Annotated in this window: 20 protein-coding genes and 1 tRNA gene; 10 read left to right on the plus strand and 11 right to left on the minus strand. The window is 58.8% G+C overall.

Going from position 1 to position 17,509, the window contains the following annotated elements:
- The first annotated feature begins 28 nt into the window (after window positions 1-28).
- Genes K5H97_RS22210 through K5H97_RS22230 form a run of 5 tightly spaced genes read left to right on the plus strand, consistent with a single transcriptional unit; the run spans window position 29 to window position 4,650 of the window.
- The gene (locus K5H97_RS22210) at window positions 29-448 is read left to right on the plus strand and encodes a TIGR03757 family integrating conjugative element protein (RefSeq protein ID WP_023628678.1); all 420 of its coding nucleotides are present in this window, start codon (window positions 29-31) and stop codon (window positions 446-448) included.
- Window positions 448-1,383, plus strand: a complete 936-nt coding sequence (locus tag K5H97_RS22215) for a TIGR03756 family integrating conjugative element protein (protein ID WP_036986096.1) — start codon at window positions 448-450, stop codon at window positions 1,381-1,383. Before K5H97_RS22210 ends, K5H97_RS22215 begins: the two co-directional genes overlap by 1 nt.
- Window positions 1,384-1,403: 20 nt before the next feature.
- The gene (locus tag K5H97_RS22220) at window positions 1,404-2,765 is read left to right on the plus strand and encodes an integrating conjugative element protein (protein WP_023628680.1); all 1,362 of its coding nucleotides are present in this window, start codon (window positions 1,404-1,406) and stop codon (window positions 2,763-2,765) included.
- A 2-nt stretch (window positions 2,766-2,767) separates the two neighbouring features.
- The gene (locus K5H97_RS22225) at window positions 2,768-3,124 is read left to right on the plus strand and encodes a hypothetical protein (RefSeq protein ID WP_023628681.1); all 357 of its coding nucleotides are present in this window, start codon (window positions 2,768-2,770) and stop codon (window positions 3,122-3,124) included.
- Complete coding sequence (locus tag K5H97_RS22230; RefSeq protein ID WP_023628682.1) at window positions 3,121-4,650, plus strand: conjugal transfer protein TraG N-terminal domain-containing protein; 1,530 nt, start codon at window positions 3,121-3,123, stop codon at window positions 4,648-4,650. Before K5H97_RS22225 ends, K5H97_RS22230 begins: the two co-directional genes overlap by 4 nt.
- A 39-nt stretch (window positions 4,651-4,689) precedes the next feature.
- Here K5H97_RS22230 and K5H97_RS22235 read toward each other — a convergent pair whose 3' ends face one another.
- Window positions 4,690-5,040 carry a hypothetical protein gene (locus tag K5H97_RS22235; RefSeq protein ID WP_023628683.1) on the minus strand — a complete coding sequence of 117 codons (351 nt, stop codon included), beginning with the start codon at window positions 5,038-5,040 and terminating at the stop codon, window positions 4,690-4,692.
- A gap of 113 nt (window positions 5,041-5,153) precedes the next feature.
- Here K5H97_RS22235 and K5H97_RS22240 point away from each other — a divergent pair, with 113 nt between their 5' ends.
- The 5 genes from K5H97_RS22240 (at window position 5,154) to K5H97_RS22260 (ending at window position 10,094) form a co-directional block, all read left to right on the plus strand.
- A complete protein-coding gene (locus K5H97_RS22240) occupies window positions 5,154-5,435 on the plus strand; it encodes a type II toxin-antitoxin system ParD family antitoxin (RefSeq protein WP_023628684.1) in 282 nt (93 codons plus the stop codon).
- A gap of 13 nt (window positions 5,436-5,448) precedes the next feature.
- Window positions 5,449-5,793, plus strand: a complete 345-nt coding sequence (locus K5H97_RS22245) for a type II toxin-antitoxin system RelE/ParE family toxin (RefSeq protein ID WP_232244444.1) — start codon at window positions 5,449-5,451, stop codon at window positions 5,791-5,793.
- A 113-nt stretch (window positions 5,794-5,906) separates the two neighbouring features.
- Window positions 5,907-6,854: a hypothetical protein gene (locus tag K5H97_RS22250; RefSeq protein ID WP_023628686.1), complete on the plus strand. Its 948-nt coding sequence runs from the start codon at window positions 5,907-5,909 to the stop codon at window positions 6,852-6,854.
- Window positions 6,855-6,948: 94 nt separating this feature from the next.
- Window positions 6,949-8,844 (plus strand): MobH family relaxase, encoded by a 1,896-nt coding sequence (gene mobH, locus K5H97_RS22255; RefSeq protein ID WP_028690576.1) that lies wholly within the window; start codon window positions 6,949-6,951, stop codon window positions 8,842-8,844.
- Window positions 8,841-10,094 carry a site-specific integrase gene (locus K5H97_RS22260; protein WP_028690577.1) on the plus strand — a complete coding sequence of 418 codons (1,254 nt, stop codon included), beginning with the start codon at window positions 8,841-8,843 and terminating at the stop codon, window positions 10,092-10,094. Before mobH ends, K5H97_RS22260 begins: the two co-directional genes overlap by 4 nt.
- A 338-nt stretch (window positions 10,095-10,432) precedes the next feature.
- Here K5H97_RS22260 and K5H97_RS22265 read toward each other — a convergent pair.
- The 10 genes from K5H97_RS22265 to ybgC form a co-directional block, all read right to left on the minus strand.
- Window positions 10,433-10,508 (minus strand) — tRNA-Lys (locus tag K5H97_RS22265).
- Window positions 10,509-10,569: 61 nt separating this feature from the next.
- Entirely contained in the window at window positions 10,570-11,244 is a 675-nt protein-coding gene (gene queC / locus K5H97_RS22270) for a 7-cyano-7-deazaguanine synthase QueC (protein ID WP_028690578.1), read from the minus strand.
- 10 nt (window positions 11,245-11,254) lie between these two features.
- Window positions 11,255-11,902, minus strand: coding sequence for a 7-carboxy-7-deazaguanine synthase QueE (gene queE / locus K5H97_RS22275; protein WP_028690579.1), 648 nt, complete (start codon window positions 11,900-11,902; stop codon window positions 11,255-11,257).
- Between the two features lie 160 nt (window positions 11,903-12,062).
- Window positions 12,063-12,872, minus strand: coding sequence for a tol-pal system protein YbgF (gene ybgF / locus K5H97_RS22280; RefSeq protein WP_028690580.1), 810 nt, complete (start codon window positions 12,870-12,872; stop codon window positions 12,063-12,065).
- Window positions 12,873-12,878: 6 nt separating this feature from the next.
- Window positions 12,879-13,376: a peptidoglycan-associated lipoprotein Pal gene (gene pal / locus K5H97_RS22285; protein ID WP_028690581.1), complete on the minus strand. Its 498-nt coding sequence runs from the start codon at window positions 13,374-13,376 to the stop codon at window positions 12,879-12,881.
- Window positions 13,377-13,430: 54 nt separating this feature from the next.
- On the minus strand, window positions 13,431-14,681 hold the full coding sequence (gene tolB, locus K5H97_RS22290) for a Tol-Pal system beta propeller repeat protein TolB (protein WP_051555667.1): 1,251 nt from the start codon (window positions 14,679-14,681) through the stop codon (window positions 13,431-13,433).
- A 47-nt stretch (window positions 14,682-14,728) separates the two neighbouring features.
- A complete protein-coding gene (tolA, locus tag K5H97_RS22295) occupies window positions 14,729-15,805 on the minus strand; it encodes a cell envelope integrity protein TolA (protein ID WP_036986087.1) in 1,077 nt (358 codons plus the stop codon).
- Window positions 15,805-16,257, minus strand: coding sequence for a protein TolR (gene tolR / locus K5H97_RS22300; protein WP_011535155.1), 453 nt, complete (start codon window positions 16,255-16,257; stop codon window positions 15,805-15,807). Before tolR ends, tolA begins: the two co-directional genes overlap by 1 nt.
- A 14-nt stretch (window positions 16,258-16,271) precedes the next feature.
- Window positions 16,272-16,967 (minus strand): protein TolQ, encoded by a 696-nt coding sequence (tolQ, locus tag K5H97_RS22305; RefSeq protein WP_028690584.1) that lies wholly within the window; start codon window positions 16,965-16,967, stop codon window positions 16,272-16,274.
- A gap of 2 nt (window positions 16,968-16,969) precedes the next feature.
- Window positions 16,970-17,422: a tol-pal system-associated acyl-CoA thioesterase gene (ybgC, locus tag K5H97_RS22310; RefSeq protein ID WP_028690585.1), complete on the minus strand. Its 453-nt coding sequence runs from the start codon at window positions 17,420-17,422 to the stop codon at window positions 16,970-16,972.
- Between the last annotated feature and the right edge of the window lie 87 nt (window positions 17,423-17,509).

Genomic DNA, 17,509 nt, shown 5'->3' on the forward strand with positions numbered 1-17,509 from the left:
TACCCGTCCCCACTTCAGGTGCAGCCTCATGTTCAATATCCCCCCGCCTTCATCGCGAGTGATCCCGTTGTTCGTCGCCGCGCTGGCCACCGGTACCGCGCATGCCGAGACCTGGGCCATCACAGACGCGGCGCACCCACTCACCTCCGTACCGGCAGATGTGCGTGTCATCAAGCTCGATGATCAACAGCGCATCGAGGAGCAGTTGTCCAGGAAGCTACCACCCAACCCGCACCAAGCCGCGCTCGCCGCTAGGCAACTAATGGGCACGCCGGCCGGAGCTGCCCTTATGCAACAGCTAGCTGCCGCTCAGCAGGGCAATGCCGATGCCTGGAGTGTTGGGGTCTCGAAGGTGCCGGCAGTCGTTGTCGATCGCCGGTTTGTGATCTACGGCCAACCCGACGTGGCTGCTGCCATTCAGGCAATCAACCAGGCAAGGGGACGATGATGAGACGAATCTCGCGACTCACCTTGGCTGGGCTTCTAACCTCGGCGCTACCTTTCTCAGCCTCCGCGGCCATCAGCTCAGCGGCGATTCTCGCCTCCACCACCTCGCCTACCTGCTTGGAATACAAAGTAGTCGGCATCTGCTACTGGCTGCTCTGCACACCCGTTGGCTGCACGGTCAAAACCTCAACCAAAGTCCGGCACTACATTCCGGACGCAGTGGTATCCGCCTATGCCAACACAGGGGGGAATCCGTGGACAGAGGTAAGCCCCATGGGGGCGCCGAATGCGACGGCGCAAGCCGGTAATGATGGGACTACCAACCACAACGCCGAGAACAACATCACCAAGTTCAAGGAGGCTGACGTCATCGGCCACCCTGGAGCTGCGGTATTCAGCCGATTTGTAAGCTCTTTTGGCTATTCCTGCCACGGCGCGACGACCCCCTACGTGCCCTACATGCTCAGCACCCTGGACACCCTCGCATGGCGGTACGGGGTTCCCGAATCCGTCTATCCAGAGGCCCTGATCCCCGGCATGCGGGAGGTCGGTGGACTTCTCTCGGCCGACATGTGGGGGAGCGTCTACCCACGGAGCGGGTTCATCCACCAGGTCGACGACTTCAAGGCCGGTGCAGTCATCGCCCAGCGTGCCGGTGACATCACGACGCGGGTAGGACAACCCCACGTATACCTGCCTATGCGCTCCCTGCCGGAGCCTGGCTACTGGCCTGCCGGGGAACTGAAAGAAGGTGATGCCAGCACAGGCAAGTGGCAGGAGCTGACGCCAACCATCAGCCCTACCTGCGCCGTGTTCCCCTCCCCTGGCCCGAATGCCGATGCAGTCGACGAAGCCTATGCCTGGGCCCTGTGGCGGCCCTATTCATGCTGCCAGCGCAAAGGCCAGACCTTCCTGGGAAGCACTGACTTCCAATGAGATAAGACCTGGAGAGCTATATGAACAAATTTACCATCGCCATCATTCTCGCTACTGGCATGGGCAGTACCTGGTGTATGGCTGAGGCCGCCGACCCAATCAAGGTGGAGTCCCAGGGCAGCGTGATCGGGGACGACGTGCTCTACAGTATCGGCGGCGGCAGCGCTGTCCAGATGGGCAGCGCTGGCCAGATGGAAAGCATCACCGTCGGCGCCGGCTGGCAGAACAACCTGGTCTGCGGAAACATGGACCTCAGCAACACCCTGCAGAACCAGCTGAACGGCGCAACACAGGGCTTCCAACAGATCATGGGCAGCGTCATCCAGAACGCGACCGGCGCTGTCACGTCGTTGCCGGCACTGATCCTGCAGCGGGCAAATCCCGCCCTCTACAACCTGCTGACCAACGGGATCCTGCAGGCGCGCCTCGACTACGACCGATCGAAGGGAACCTGCAGGGCGATGGCCGAACGGATGGCCGACATTGCCGGCGGCCAGATGGGGTGGGGCAAGGTTGCCGAAGGTCAGAAGATGGGGCAAGCCCTGGCATCGAGCAACGATGCCGTGGCAGTGGTCGACAAGGTCGAGCAAGCACCAGGATCGAACGGCGTGACTTGGGTCGGCGGTAAACAGGCCGGTGGCAATGGGCAGCAGCCCATCAAAGTGGTTGGGGATGTTGCCAAAGCAGGCTACAACCTCCTCAACAATCGCGCAGCTCAGGACACCTCGAGCATCCCGCAGTCCAGCTGCTCCAATGGACTGGTATGCGGCAGTTGGGAGTCTCCGGCCGAAGCCGCCCAGTTCGCAAACCGGGTCCTGGGTGAACAGCAGCTACAGACCTGTGAAGGATGCACGACTACATCGACTCCGGGTGTGGGCTTGACCCCGCTGATCCAGGAAACATACGACAAGAAGCTCGCGGCCCTGCAGGAGCTCTTGAAGCCCGGGACCCAGATCACCTCCGAGAAGCTGCGTGAAGCAAGCAGTGACTCCCTCCCCATTACCCGCGGCGTAGTTACTGCCCTTCGTGACGAGCGGGATCAGGCGGTGTTGGCCTCCCGCCTGGCATCCGAGGTCGCCTTGGCTGATGTCCTGGAGAAAGGTCTGCTGCTGCAGCGCATGCTGATTACAGGCAGCAAGGAACCCAACGTGAATGCGAACAAGCTCGCCGTTGAGGCCACACTCGGCCAGGTCGACACGCTTCAGCAACTCATCACCAACCTCAAGACCGAGCTCGACATGCGGCAGCAGCTCGCCAACAACTCTCCGATGAAGATCATCGAGCGCAGCAAGTCGCGCGCCGAAAGTTCCCGCTCGATCTACGAAGCGGCGCCTGAACAGGATCGCCTGATTCAGCTGCAGAAGCCTGCCGGCAAGGAGTGACCATGGCGGAAGATGTCGAGAAAAAAGCCCACCCCCTCAAAGTCCTCCTGGGAGGCGTGTTATTGAGCGTGGTGATGCTGTTGCTGAGCGTGTTGCTCGGCGTCATCGCGGTCAATCATCTGGGCGTGTTCGACACCTGGTTGAAGTGGCGTGAGGGCAATTACCTGCCACTGTTGCTATGGCGACTCGCCCTCTATGGCAGCATCGTCTTCGCGTGGGTGAAGCTCAAGGCGCGTCTGCCTGGGAGCGACGAAGATCAGTCGTCCAAGGGGGTTCAGCGGATCGAGTTCCTGGTACTCCTGTTGTTCGTGATCATCGAGATCTCGAAGGCGCCAATCACCTGGTCGGAGGTCCTATGACGCTCTATACGAACGACTACCTCGAGTATTACCTCACCCTGGTAGGGTGGATCATCAACAACGGGATCTGGGACATGATTTCGGACACGGGCCTTTTCGCCCTGCCCTTTATCATCATCGTGGCCCGTGAGTGGATCAAAGTCCGAGGAGAAGGCGCTGACGAGGGCAACAAGGGGGTGCTGTCCCTGGCTCGCATTGAAACCCAGCTGTACGTTGGGTATGTGGTTGTTTCACTGTGTGCTGTGCCAGCCATCTCCGTGGGATTTGACACTCTGCAGTTCGACCAGGCGCGAGGGAAGCAGTGCCAGGTACTGACGCCGGCGCCCTCGGAGACAGGCTGGAACACCACCTTCAGCTCGTTGGCCGGCAAGAGCGCGAAGGTGCCGGTGTGGTGGGCGCTCGTACACGCGCTGTCCAAGGGGTTGAATAGCGGCGCTGTTGCAGCAATCCCCTGCGGTACAGATCTCAGGCAAATGCGCATGGAGGTCGACGCGATGAGGATCGGCAATCCTCTGCTCGCGCAGGAGGTGGCAGACTTCACCCATGATTGCTTCGGCCCTTCCCGCGCGCGCCTGTTCATGCGTCAGCCCGACATTGGGTCGATCGCCAAAGACCAGAAGGCCCTACAGGACCTGAACTGGATCGGGTCCCACTACCTGCTGAACACGGCTGGTTACTACGACACGGATTACTCCAGAACACCCCGTACATCCTGGCCGTATGACACGAAACGAGATGATGGCATGCCCCAGGTTACCGGTGGTGGTGGGTATCCCACTTGCAAACAGTGGTGGTCTGACGGGAACATCGGCCTGCGGGACCGACTGAAAGCCCAAGTCGATCCTAGTTTGCTGAACCAGTTCCTCGGGTGGGCAAAGTGGCTGTCCCAGGAGGAAGTCACCGACTCGATGATTCGCCAGCTCGTGTCGCCTTCTAGCCAGGTCAACGGCGACGTCTACACCGATTATGGTGGACAGGTCGATGGAACCGTCTGGAACGGCCTTGCACGTGCAGGCGGAACATTGGGGGTCGCCGTCGGGTCGCTGGCCTTCTTCCCGGCGATGGACATGGTGCGCCAAGCCTTACCGATGGTAGTGGCCTTCCTCAAGATGGCCATGGTCATCAGCATTCCACTGGTGCTGATAATCGGTGCGTATCAACTGAAAGTTGCCATGACCATGTCAGTAACAATGTTCGCGTTAATATTTGTAGACTTTTGGTTCCAACTGGCAAGATGGGTCGACAGCACAATCATCGACGTTTTGTATGGTTCGGGCTCACCACACCTATCCTTTGATCCAGTGATGGGCTTGAACACCACCACTCAAGACGCGATTCTGAACTTCGTCATGGGTTCGATGTTCATCATCCTCCCGACCTTCTGGATAGTTGCTCTCGGCTGGGCTGGAGTGCAAACAGGGACGATCCTTAACGGTCTAACCAAAGGAACCGACGCTGTAGGAAAAGCTGGCAGCGAAGGGGGACAAATGGCTCAGAAGGCAGTGAAGTCAATCGGTGGGCAGTAGCGTTGATAAAAGCTTGGTCCTTTACTGAGACCAAGCTTTTCAAGGAAGATCCCGATCAAGACCGTCAGTACGCTCGCCCCACATATTGAGAGGGCAGCCCATAACTCCGTCCCGACCATAGGGGGCTTCTTTATCCTCGGAGAACATATCAACCTTATCCAGGTCAGCTTTGGAAAGTGCGTACAGGCCGAGAGCAAGTGAAATGACCGTCAGCAGCACCGACATAAGCCAGCTTATCGAGTTGGCTAAAATGAGCGCAATTACCATGGCGAGGACTACCCGCTTAACCCAACGGACTGTCGGATTCAAGTCATGCATGCAGAAGCGCGCCACACCTCCCAGGGCCCGGCCTAAGCGGAAGGCAATCGAGTGTTTGGCGGCTGCAGTCATGATTCAATCTCCTTGCCCTATGAGAGCATCTTGCCATCAGATATACGACAGCTTTGGCATTTTCGCAAGGGGTATGGCATAAAACGCCATCACCACTCATCAGGTTCACATCCATGGCCACCCACAATGTCGTCGTTCCACAGCCAATGGAGCAGTCCATTGATGAACTAGTCAGCACGGGTCGTTACCAGAACTTCAGCGAGGTCGTGCGTGCAGGCATCCGGATGCTGCTTGAGCATGAAGCAGCTGAGGCAGCCAGACTCGAAGCGCTGCGCAACGCAACATCAGTGGGCATCATGCAGGTCGAAGCAGGCCAATACGATGAAATCGATCCGGCCAATCTGGCAGCCTACCTCAATAATCTTGGAAGACTGGCGGGCGAAAAGCATGAGTAGGGCCATGGTTCGCATGTCCCCCCAGGCATGCATCGACATCGCCGATACGCTTCGCTTCACTGAGGTGAGGCTCGGTCAGTCCGTCAGGAGTCGGTATCAAGACCTGCTACAGCAGACGTTCCTCGCCCTAGCTGAACAGCCGACGCCGGTAGACAGCAAAATGCGTGATGAGCTTTCCCCGGGCCTTCGTAGCCTGCATCTGTCATTCAACGTGCTGCAGATGACTGACGGCCGCGTGATTAGACCTCGACATATCGTGTTCTACCGAGCTGGGACAGATCAAATCGTTGAGATACTACGAGTCCTCCACGATGCTATGGAGGTCGCACAGAATTTGAAACACCTGCATCAGCAGTAAAGGGTAAATGGCTCAACAGAAAATGGGCTTGAATGGATAATGGAATGGATCACAAGGGTAAAAGCCTTACCTGAAAGGGCCCAAAAACTGAAAGGGCGTCAAGGAGTTAGTCGATGAGTTTCTTAGGGAAAATGGTCCGCCTTGCGACGGTACACCCCCCGTTCATAAACAGCATGAGCAAGGACTTTAGAGACGAAGCAAATGCAGCTTTCGCCGCAAAGCTTAAACGTAGCAAGTTATACATGATCGGGGCTAGGCCACGGACAGAGTTTGGCGATGTACGAATCGTCGACACAGTAAATGACATTGCCCGGATAGAAATTAAGTTAGCAGGAGAGACAGTTGACTGGGGCTATATTAATCTGCAAGCAAATGTACCCCTTGGGGGAGCGGTACATGCGGCCTGGGACGACCAAATAATTCAGATCGGACACAACCGTCCAGGTCCTGGTGAGAAGATGCACTCACACACCTGGTATACCCCCGATTCAGTATACTGGGAAAAATCTAGGGGGAACCCAAACTTACAAGGATTCAACAATCACGCCATTGTTTGCAACTACGACCTACTTTATGTTGGGATAGCAAACAAGCAGGATAGTTTCGAGCGACTGCTAAATAAAGCTCATCAAGGTCGTGTTGAGATCCTTACAGAAGAACAGATTCGCTACCCAACCCCATCGAATCGAGTTTCAGACGAAATCGTATTATTCTTCTTCGACATTGATCCACTTATTATTCAGACATGGGCGCCTGAGGATGAAATGGATGACATGGTTTTGGATATTAATAGCTCGCGCACTATAGCAGATGCCGAAAAAGCATTTGTTAGCCTACTGAAACCCGAGTACAACAATGTTCAATTCAAAGAGTATCCAAGAGGAAAGGATGGCCTTTACGGTTCGGGCTTCAACGTCTATCAATACGTAATATTTGAAAATTTCACTTTTAACACACCATCTGGAACGTTTAATGGCTCAAGAAACGAATTTGGGCTGGGTAGCTCCGGGCACACCATCGTCGTAGAGGGGGACAACGTGACCCTCTACCCTCCCGAATGATGGCCATCTGCCAAGAAATCCGTTCCCCTCGGAATTCGCTTTACCGTTGATGCCATCTTGGCATTAAGAGAAAAGCCCGCTCCATGCACACCCCATGGAGCACCCTATGCAACTCCTCTCCTGGTTGAGCCGCAAACCGGCTAAACCAACACCAGAAGCCTCACCACAGGGCTTCCATCTGCCGGCGAAGGCTACTGCTCTCCTGCAGAGCCCACTCCGTCAGCAGCTCCTGGAGAACATCTGGCGCCGGGCTTCGCTCTCACGAGCTCAGTTCAATACCCTCTACCTTAAACCGCTCGAGCGCTACGCTGAGCTGGTGCAGCTGCTCCCTGCCTCTGAAAACCATCACCATGCCCACCTTGGCGGACTCCTGGACCACGGCCTGGAGATCGTGGCCTATGCCCTAAAGATCCGGCAGACGCACCTTCTGCCAATAGGCGCTCCACCGGAGTCCCAATCCGCTCAAGCAGAAGCCTGGACTGCAGCGGCCGCCTACGGCGCGTTGCTACACGACTTGGGGAAGATCGCTGTTGACCTCCGCGTCGAGCTCGAAGATGGCCGCGCATGGCACCCATGGCACGGCCCGATCAACCGCCCCTACCGGTTCAAGTATGTGAAAGGTAGGGAGTACCAACTGCACGGGGCTGCTTCAGCTCTTGTGTACATGCAAGTCCTGGACACCGGAATCCTGGACTGGCTCAGCGGTTTCCCTGAATTATGGAAGCAACTGATCTACCTTCTCGCCGGCCAGTACGAGCACGCCGGCATCCTCGGCGAAATGGTGATCCAGGCGGATAAAGCTTCCGTTGCCCAGCAACTGGGAGGCAATCCTGAACGCGCGCTTGCGGCCCCAAAGCAATCGCTGCAGCGACAACTGGCCGACGGTCTGCGATTCCTGGTGCGAGAAAAACTCAAGCTCAATCAGCCAGATGGACCGGCAGATGGTTGGCTGACGCAAGATGCGCTTTGGCTGGTGAGTAAGCCAGCAGCAGACCAGCTCCGGGCATACTTGCTGACCCAGGGTATTGAGGGAGTGCCAACCTCCAATGCTCCGTTCTTCAACATGCTGCAGGACCAGGCAATCATCCAGACCAATGCCCAGGATAAGGCGATCTGGAAAGCCACCATCGATAACGGCCGCGGTTGGAAGAACAGCTTCACCTTCTTAAAGGTCTCGCCGGTACTCGTCTGGCCGAATCCGGACGAACGCCCCCCTCTATACGGTGGCAGCCTCACCCTGGACCAGGAACCGGAGACAGTCGCGCAGGCGGGCACCAGTGCGGAAACCGTCTGTGCGGTACCGGATGAGCCAGTCGCCCCCTCGGGCGATGCAACTCAACCGCCGGCACGACCTCGAGCCCTAGTCCAGCCAACTCCAACCGAAGGGATCCGATCGTCTGAGCGCGAAGAATTACTGTCACTGTATAGTAATATCACTGCGCCATCAGAAGAGCTAAGTGCTAGCCCAGGCTCAGCAGCCGCCTCCCCTCCTCAGCAAGGACTCGAAGAGGTAGAGCCGGCTGACGATTCTCTAGCAGCCACAGCAAGGAATGCTGCAATAAAAGATGTCACCACCATGCCTACGAGTAGTTCGCTGGGAGGAGCTTTCATCGCCTGGCTCAAAGCCGGGGTCGCCTCCCACAAATTGATCATCAACGATACCAAGGCCCTGATTCACACCGTCGACGACACAGCAATGCTCGTTACCCCTGGGATCTTCAAGCGATATGTGCTTGAGCACCCGGAGCTTGAGAGGATCGTCGGTAAACCGGGGACAGCGGCCTGGCAGCATGTACAACGCGCATTTGAGAAAGAGAAGAGCCACCAGAAAACCAGCAAGCAGCTGAACATCTGGACCTACGATGTAGTAGGCCCACGGAAGACCACGCAGCTGAGGGGCTACTTGCTTCTTGATCCGAAGCTGATCTTTGCTGAGCAGCCCCTGAACAACCCAAGCTTGCGACGAGTGACGGAAGGGGCCGCTGAATGACGCCCCAGAAATTGCTCCGGGAATACCTCGTCGATCACGACCTCCGGCCTGCCAGCGCGAAAATCTACGGCGCGGCAATGAAGAAGCTGGAAAAGAACTTCGGTAACGCTGTTGATGTGGAGACCATCGATCGACGGGACGTCCTTGCCTTAAGGAACAAGCTGATTGAAGGAGGTCTGTCGAAGCGCAGCTGGAACACTTACTCCAATCACCTCCGAACAATATGGGGGTACGGCATCGAGTACGGGATTCTTCCCAACACCGATGTGAACCCATTCAAGAAGACGACGGTAATTGCACCGAAGCGACAGAGCAAAATCATTGCCGGCGAAGCGATCGTCCGTGCAAGGCGGTGGCTCAGAAGTCTTGCTGACCAGGAGGAGTCGACTGGGGACCGGGCCAGAATCACACCAGCGTGGTTCTGGCTGGCAACTTTCGAGATGTTCTACTACACCGGCATACGGCTGAATGCACTGCTATGCATCCGGCTCAAGGATGTGGACTGGGATCGACGGCTGGTTCTCGTCCGCGGCGAAACCGAAAAAACACACCGCGAGTTTCGCATTCCCATCATGGATGGGCTAGCGCCGCACATTCAGCGCCTCGTCGATGAAGCTCGTCGAGCGGGCTTTGCCGCCGATGACCAGCTGTTCAACGTCAATCGTTTCTCCCGCCATTACAAGCGGCATGAAATGAACTCGGACCAGGTCGAGGCGATGTACAAGAAGCTGATCATCAGGCTCGGGGTGCGGATGACTCCGCACCGGTTCAGGCACACGCTTGCAACCGATCTGATGAAGCAGCCGGAAAGAAACATCCACCTGACCAAGAACCTGCTGAACCATTCGAACATCGCAACCACTATGAGCTACATCGAAGCCGACTATGACCACATGCGAGACGTACTGCACGAGCGCAGCATGCAGCAGGGGGCATTGAGGCTTGTACGTCGGGTGGATGAATGTAGTGCACCAAATTCGCGTCCAGGTGAAAGCGGTACCCGCACAGAGCCTGGTCGACGAATAACGATCGAACAAGATGATCAAGGAGGTGGCTGCTCGGCACCAGAACGTCTGCTGATTGAGTTCAGGCAGAGCTGTGCCAGTGCTTTGCTACCGCCCGAAGATCTCTTTCAACCAAGCCTTCTGTTCAGCCTGATGGCATCGACAACAGGGTCTACACCTTTTGCTCGATCTCATTCTGCTGTCGCAGGCACTGTGTACAACGCCCGTGCCTCCCCGAAGTTCTGAACCGACGAATGGCAATGAGCCACTACATGGTTAGCTGAAGCAGGGCAGATAGCACATAACTGTTCCAGGTCACTGGCGCTAGGAAACTGGCGCCATGCCTTTGGCTGCGCGTGTTTTGGAGACGTCGCGAAGCGAGGTTTCGCGGAGGTGAGCAGCCCGCAAATCCCCTAAGTCATTGAGTTTTTTGGCCCAGGAACGAAAAAGCCCGCCATAAGTGGCGGGCTATTCCATATTGACATCACGCCGAAGCGAGCCTAAGGTTCGCTCCAGACGGCTGCAAGACTAGACATGGCTGTGGCAAGCCCCCCTCTCTAGCACTCACGAACCGCTGTGAATAATGGTGGGTCGTGTAGGATTCGAACCTACGACCAATTGGTTAAAAGCCAACTGCTCTACCAACTGAGCTAACGACCCGTTGGATGGCGCGTATATTACTGATTTCTCAGAGGAAATCAACACCCCATCGCAACTTTTTTCAAAAATACCGGGTGGGATCCTCTACACCGGCCGCCTTGAAGCCGTCGGCCCGCAGGCGGCAGCTGTCGCACTTGCCACAGGCACGCCCGTCGTCGTCGGCCTGGTAGCAGGAAACGGTGAGGCTGTAGTCAACGCCACGGGCAATGCCCGCCTGGACGATCTGCGCCTTGCTCAGGTTCTGCAACGGTGCCTGGATGCAAAAGCCCTGCCCTTGCACGCCGGCCTTGGTGGCCAGGTTGGCCATGCGCTCGAAGGCTTCGACAAATTCCGGGCGGCAGTCCGGATAACCGGAATAGTCCACGGCGTTGACACCAATGAAGATGTCACGGGCTTCGAGCACCTCCGCCCAGCCCAGGGCCAGGGAAAGGAACACGGTGTTGCGAGCCGGCACGTAGGTGACCGGAATTCCCTCGCTTGGGGCCTCGGGCACATCGATGCTGCTGTCGGTCAGGGCCGAGCCACCGATGCCGTCGAGGTTCAGGCCGATCACCTTGTGTTCGACCACGCCCAGGTCACGGGCCACCCGTGCCGCGGCGTTGAGCTCGGCGCGATGGCGCTGGCCGTAGTCGAAGCTCATGGTGTAGCACTGGTAGCCGTCGGCCTTGGCCATGGCCACCACGGTGGCCGAGTCCAGGCCACCGGACAGCAGGATTACCGCGCGTTTGTCAGTCATGTTTTTCTCCTCAACGTCCGGGTTCGTCGTTCCACAGCAACTTATGCAACTGCAGCTGGAAACGCACGGGCAGGTTGTCGGCGACGATCCAGTCGGCCAGGTCGGTAGCGCTCACCTGATGGTGGCTGGGCGAGAACAGCACCTCCCCGGCACGCTCGGCCAGGTTGTACTGAATCAGCTTGGAAACCGCCCAATCGTAGTCCTCGCGGGAACAGATGACGAACTTGACCTGGTCGTTGCCGGTCAGCAGCTCGATGTTCTCGTAGCGGTTGCGATGGGACTCTTCCGAGCCTGGGGTCTTGAGGTCAACCACACGGCTGACCCGGGTGTCGACGCCACTGATGTCGAGGGCGCCGCTGGTTTCCAACGACACGTCATAACCGGCATCGCACAGGCGCTGCAGCAACGGCAACGCGTTGGGCTGGGCCAGCGGCTCGCCGCCGGTCACGCAGACGTAGCGCGGCCTGAAGCCGGCGACCTGCTCGAGGATCGAATCGAGGGTGCGAATAGTGCCGCCACTGAAGGCGTAGGCACTGTCACAGTACTGGCAGCGCAGGGGGCAACCGGTCAGGCGCACGAAAACCGTGGGCAGCCCGGCCGTTCGCGTTTCACCCTGCAACGAGTAAAACACTTCGGTGATGCGTAATGTGTCTTGCATGTTCGCCACGGGCGTGACAGCTGAACAGGCTGTCCGCCTCCGTCAGGCACTGTCGCGGACTCGACATGGCGTTATCCGCGGCAGCGTGTTTACGAAAAAAGGGCCGTGATTCTAACGAAAAAACCCGCGGCAGGCGCGGGTTTCTTCATCAACGGATCGCTCAGAGCTTCTGCAGGTCGCGCTGGGCCAGTTGTGCGGCGGAAGTGCCGGGGTACTGGGTGATGACCTGCTGCAGGATGCCCTTGACCTTGTCGGTGTGGCCCATGCGGCGCTCGACATCGGCCAACTTGTACAGCGAGTCCGGCACCTTGCTGTGTTTCGGGTACTTCTGGCCGACTTCGGCGAAGGCCTGGCTGGCGCCTTGCAGGTCGCCCTTGGCCAGGTTGACCTCGCCAAGCCAGTACTGGGCATTGCCGGCGTACTGGCTGTTGGGGTACTTGCGCAAGAAGGCGTTGAAGGCCTGGCTGGCCTTGTCGAAGTCCTTCTGCTTGATCAGGTCGAAAGCGGCGTCGTAATACAGCTTCTCTTTCGCCGGATCACCCGGCTCGCTGCTGGCGGCCGGTGGCTGCGCGGCGCTGGCGCCGGCGGCGGCACCCGTGGCTGCGTTGTTCGCGCCACCGGTGGAGGAATTGTCTGGAGTCGCGGCAGGCGCGGCACCGCTGCTGATGCGGCGGTCGAGATCCTGGTAGCGCTCGAGGTTTTCCTGCTTCATGCGCGACACATCGTTCTGCAACTCTTCGATGATGCCTTGCTGGCGGGAAATCTGGTCCTGCATCTGCTGCAGCTGCATGAACAGCTGGCCATTTGCAGAAGCAGGGGCCGAAGCCCCTGCTCCGGCATAGGCGCCGCTCGTGCCATAACCCGCAGGTGGATAGCCACCCGCGTTGTCATCTACTACGGGAACCGCAGCCCACGCCGAAAGGGGCAGGCTGAGTGCGAGGACGGTTACAGCACGACGGCACATACGCATAAGAACTTACTTACGCAGTTCTACGCGACGGTTCTGAGCCCAGGACTGCTCGTCGTTGCCGGTGGCAACTGGACGCTCTTCGCCGTAGGAAACCAGTTCCAGTTGAGCAGGGGAAACGCCCTGCAGAACCAGGTAGCGCTGAACGGCCTTGGCACGACGCTCACCCAGAGCCATGTTGTACTCGCGGGTGCCGCGCTCGTCGGTGTTGCCTTCCAGAACAACGCGGTTGCCGTTGGCTTTCAGGTCCTTGGCGTGAACGTCCAGGGAGCGCATGGCTTCTGGCTTCAGATCCGAGCTGTCGTATTCGAAGTAGAAGGTGGTGATTGCGCGCAGGGCGGCTTCTTCGCTCAGGGAGCCGTCGACAGCGCCAGTGTTGGCACCGTAGCCAGCGTTCGGGTCAACAGCGCCTTCACCAGCGTTGTCACCGCCCTTCGAGGAGCAACCTACAGCTACGGCCATGGCCAGAGCCAGCGCAGCGAATTTACCAAACTTCAGCATTTCCATCGTGAAACTCCTAATGAAACCCCAGTGTGTTAAGCAAAAAATGTTACGCCGCAATCAGTTCAGGTAAGGGGACCAGGACGGTTCTCTGACTTCGCCTTGAGCGGTAGGAAGTGGGAGCCTCACACGGCCGTTAAGCGACACGAGCATCAAGACTCCCCGGCCCTGCTGGCGGGTGGCGTAGATTAGCATGGTGCCGTTTGGCGCAACAGTGGGAGACTCATCAAGACTGGTCTCGGAGAGAATCTTTACACTTCCGCGTTGCAGGTCCTGAGCGGCCACCTTGAAGTTGGTGAAGCCCTGCTGGCGATGGATCATCACCAGGGTCTTCTCGTCCGCCGACAGTTTCGGGTTGGCGTTGTAGTTGCCAACGAAGGTCACGCGCTCGGCACCACCGCCACCAATCGACTGTTTATAGATCTGCGGCTTGCCGCCACGGTCGGAGGTGAAGTACAGGGTGTTGCCATCCTTGCCCCAGAACGGCTCGGTATTGATGCCCGGGCCTGCGGTCACGCGAGTGATCTGGCGCGAGGCCACGTTCATCACGTAGATGTCCGGGTTGCCATCCTTCGACAGCACGAACGCCAGGCGGGTACCGTCAGGCGACCAGGCTGGAGCGCCGTTCAGGCCTTCGAAGTTGGTAATCTGCTCGCGGCGGCCGGTGTCGATGTGCTGGATGAAGATGCGCGGGCGCTTCTGCTCGAACGAGACATAGGCGATACGCTTGCCATCCGGCGCGAAACGCGGCGACAGGATCGGCTCACGCGACTGCAACAGGGTCACTGCACGGGCACCGTCGTAGTCCGAACGCTGCAGGGTGTAACGGGTGTTGTTGGTCGAGAAACGCTCGGCGGTCACGTACAGCATGCGGGTGGAGAACGCCCCCTTGATCCCGGTGAGCTTTTCGAACGACTGATCGGCGATGTAGTGAGCCATGTCGCGCAGCTGGTCGACGCCGCCAGCAACGCTGCCGGTCAGCACTTGCTGCTCGGTGGCGACGTTGAACAGCGCGTAGCTCACCTGCAGGCGACCACCTGCCGGCACGATGTTGCCGACCATGACGTACTGGGCGCCCAGGGCTTTCCAGTCACGGAAGATCACTTCGCTGGCCTGGGTAGGCAGGCTGATCATGTTCTGCCGCGGAATCGGCCCGTAGTAACCGGAGTTGCGCAGGTCGTTGCTGATGATGTCAGCCATGTCCTCGGGCAGCACGCTGCCGCCCTGCACGCCGAACGGCACTACCGCAATGGGAGTTGCCCGGTCGCTACCACTGGTGACCAGGATGTTCTTTTCTTCTGCCATGGCCATGCCTGCCACGCAGCAGAGCAAGACCAGGAGTCCTCTCAGACGTTTAATCACAACGCTAGATCCTCAGGTGTAAATGTCATCTTGAATGAACGATACGGATTGAAATCGCTCGGCTTCAAGCCCTGCATCTCGGTCAACCGACCAATGTTCTTCACCGCGGCCACGGCCGAGCTGTCGAACGGGCCGTCGCCGCTGGACTTGGCCACACTCACGTTGGTGATGGTGCCGTCCGGCAGCATGTTGATCTGCAGAACTACCGTCATGCCCTTGCGCGCAGATGGCGGACGCGCCCAACCTTCGGCCGCGCGCATGCGAATCAGGTCGTCGAAGTCGCCGGCCACCTGGTCACCCTGCTCGTCGGCCAGCGCCTGCTGCCGCTCGGTGGTGTCGGACAACAGCTCGGCGAGCGCCTGGGCCTTCTTGTCTTCCGCCGCCTTGCGAGCCGCTTCCTGTGCCTTTTTCTTCTGGGCGTCTGCCGCGGCCTTTTTCTTGGCCTCTTCAGCTGCCTTCTTCTTCGCCTCCTCGGCCGCCGCTTTCTTCTTGGCGTCCTCGGCTGCTTTTTTCTTCGCGTCTTCGGCGGCTTTCTTCTTCGCCTCTTCCGCGGCTTGTTTCTTGGCTTCTTCCTCGGCCTGCTTCTTGGCCTCTTCCTCAGCCTTCTTCTTGGCGATGTCGGCCTGTTGCTTTTCAGCGGCCTTCTTCGCTTCCTCGGCTTTCTTGGCCTCGGCGGCTTTCTTCTGCTCGGCGGCCTTGGCGGCCTCCTCAGCCTTCTTCGCCTCGGCGGCTTCGCGAGCCTCCTCGGCCTTTTGAGCGGCGTCGGCTTTCTTTTGTTCCGCGGCCTTCACGGCCTCCTGCTCGACCTTCTTCTGCTCCATCTGCTCGACCTCGGTCTGGCGCGAAGCGGTCTTCTTCGCCTCCCCGGCAATCTTCTGATTGGTCTGGGTAGTCGCCTGACTCTTGGACTTGAGCTGGTAGAGCGTGGCCTGGACGATAGGTTTGGCAGGCGGCAGCTCTGGAGTCATGGCGAAGCTGACGAACAGCATGCCGAACACCAGCACATGCAGCGCAATGGCCCAGACACTGGGCCAGAAGTAGCTTTCCGAGGCGGATGGCTCTCGCTGTTGCATCAGGGCGCCTCGGTAATCAGGCCAACGTTACCGACACCGGCCTTCTGCAACCCGCCCATGGCGCCCATGACCGCGCCGTAGTCGACGGCCTTGTCGCCACGGATGAAGACCTGGGTCTGCTTGCCCTGATCACGGCCGGCGGCGATGATCTTGGTCACCGCCCCAGTCATTTCCGGCAAGGTCATGGCCTTGTCCATCTGCTTGTCGGTGTCGACTTCGCTGCCAAGGTTCCAGTAGTAGGTCTTGTCGGCCTTGATCGAAATGGTCAGGACCTGGACGTTGTTGTCCTGCGGCAGGGCTTCGCTGGAAACCTTGGGCAGGTCCACCTTCACGCCCTGATTGAGCATGGGGGCGGTCACCATGAAGATGACCAGCAGCACCAGCATCACGTCGATGTAGGGCACCACGTTCATCTCGGCGACCGGCTTGCGTTTGTGGCGAACTCGGGCCATGGGTTTCTACCTGATCACTCTTCGCTGGTGTGTACTTTGCGGTGCAGGATCGCCTGGAACTCATCGGCGAAGGTGTAGTAGCGGCCAATCAGCACTTCACTGCGCGCGGCAAAACGGTTGTAGGCGATAACGGCGGGGATCGCGGCGAACAGGCCGATCGCGGTGGCAACCAGCGCCTCGGCGATGCCGGGTGCCACGGTGGCCAAAGTAGCCTGCTGGGCGCTGGCCAGGCCGCGGAACGAGTTCATGATGCCCCATACGGTACCGAACAGACCGATGTACGGGCTGGTGGAACCGACGGTGGCCAGGAACGGCAGGCTCTGCTCAAGCTTCTCTTCCTCGCGGGAGATGGCTACGCGCATGGCACGACCGACACCTTCCATGACCGCGTCCGGGTCGACACCCGGCTGCTGGCGCAGGCGCGAGAACTCCTTGAAGCCGGCGCGGAACACCTGCTCGACACCCGAGTCCGGATCAGGGTTGCTGCCCGCCTGACGGTAGAGCTTGGACAGGTCGATGCCTGACCAGAAACGCTCTTCGAAAGCGTCCAGTGCACGACGACCGGCGCGCAGCATGGTGCTGCGCTGGAAGATCATGATCCAAGAGGTCACCGAGGCTGCCACGAGGGTCAGCATCACCAGCTGAACCACGATACTGGCATTGGCGACCAGGCTCCACATGGAGGTATGGTCGACGACGTTTGCTTCCACGCTTATTCTCCTGCGTTCGATTGAGTACCCGTGCCGTCCGCCAGGAAGGCGTCGCGCAGTTCTGGCGGAATGGCCCGGGGTTTGAAAGTGTCGGCGCGCACGGCGGCCACCAGGAACTGCCCCTCGCAGAGCAGCACTTCATCCTGTGTTCGCCACACCTGCTGCACGAAGCGCAGGCTGGCACGATTCAATTCAAGCACTTGCGCGGTCACCCGCAGCTCATCGTCCAGGCGGGCCGGCGCGTGATAGCGCGCCTCGCTGGAATGGACCACGAACAACAGGTTGTCCTGCGCCAGCTGGGCCTGGGAGAACCCAAGGTGCCGCAGCCACTCGGTGCGGGCGCGCTCCATGAACTTGAGGTAGTTGACGTAATACACCACGCCACCGGCGTCGGTATCCTCGTAATAGACGCGACAACGGTGTGCGAACGGTTCCAGCCCATTTTGCGCGCGCATACTCTAGTGGTTACTCCTGAACTTGCCAATCCGCCCCGGCAACTGTTTTTGCATCGATAATGTCGTATTGCCAGCGAGCCTGCGCCG

Origin of the sequence: Pseudomonas mosselii (genome assembly GCF_019823065.1) — a bacterium.
GTDB classification, from domain to species: Bacteria; Pseudomonadota; Gammaproteobacteria; order Pseudomonadales; family Pseudomonadaceae; genus Aquipseudomonas; species Aquipseudomonas mosselii.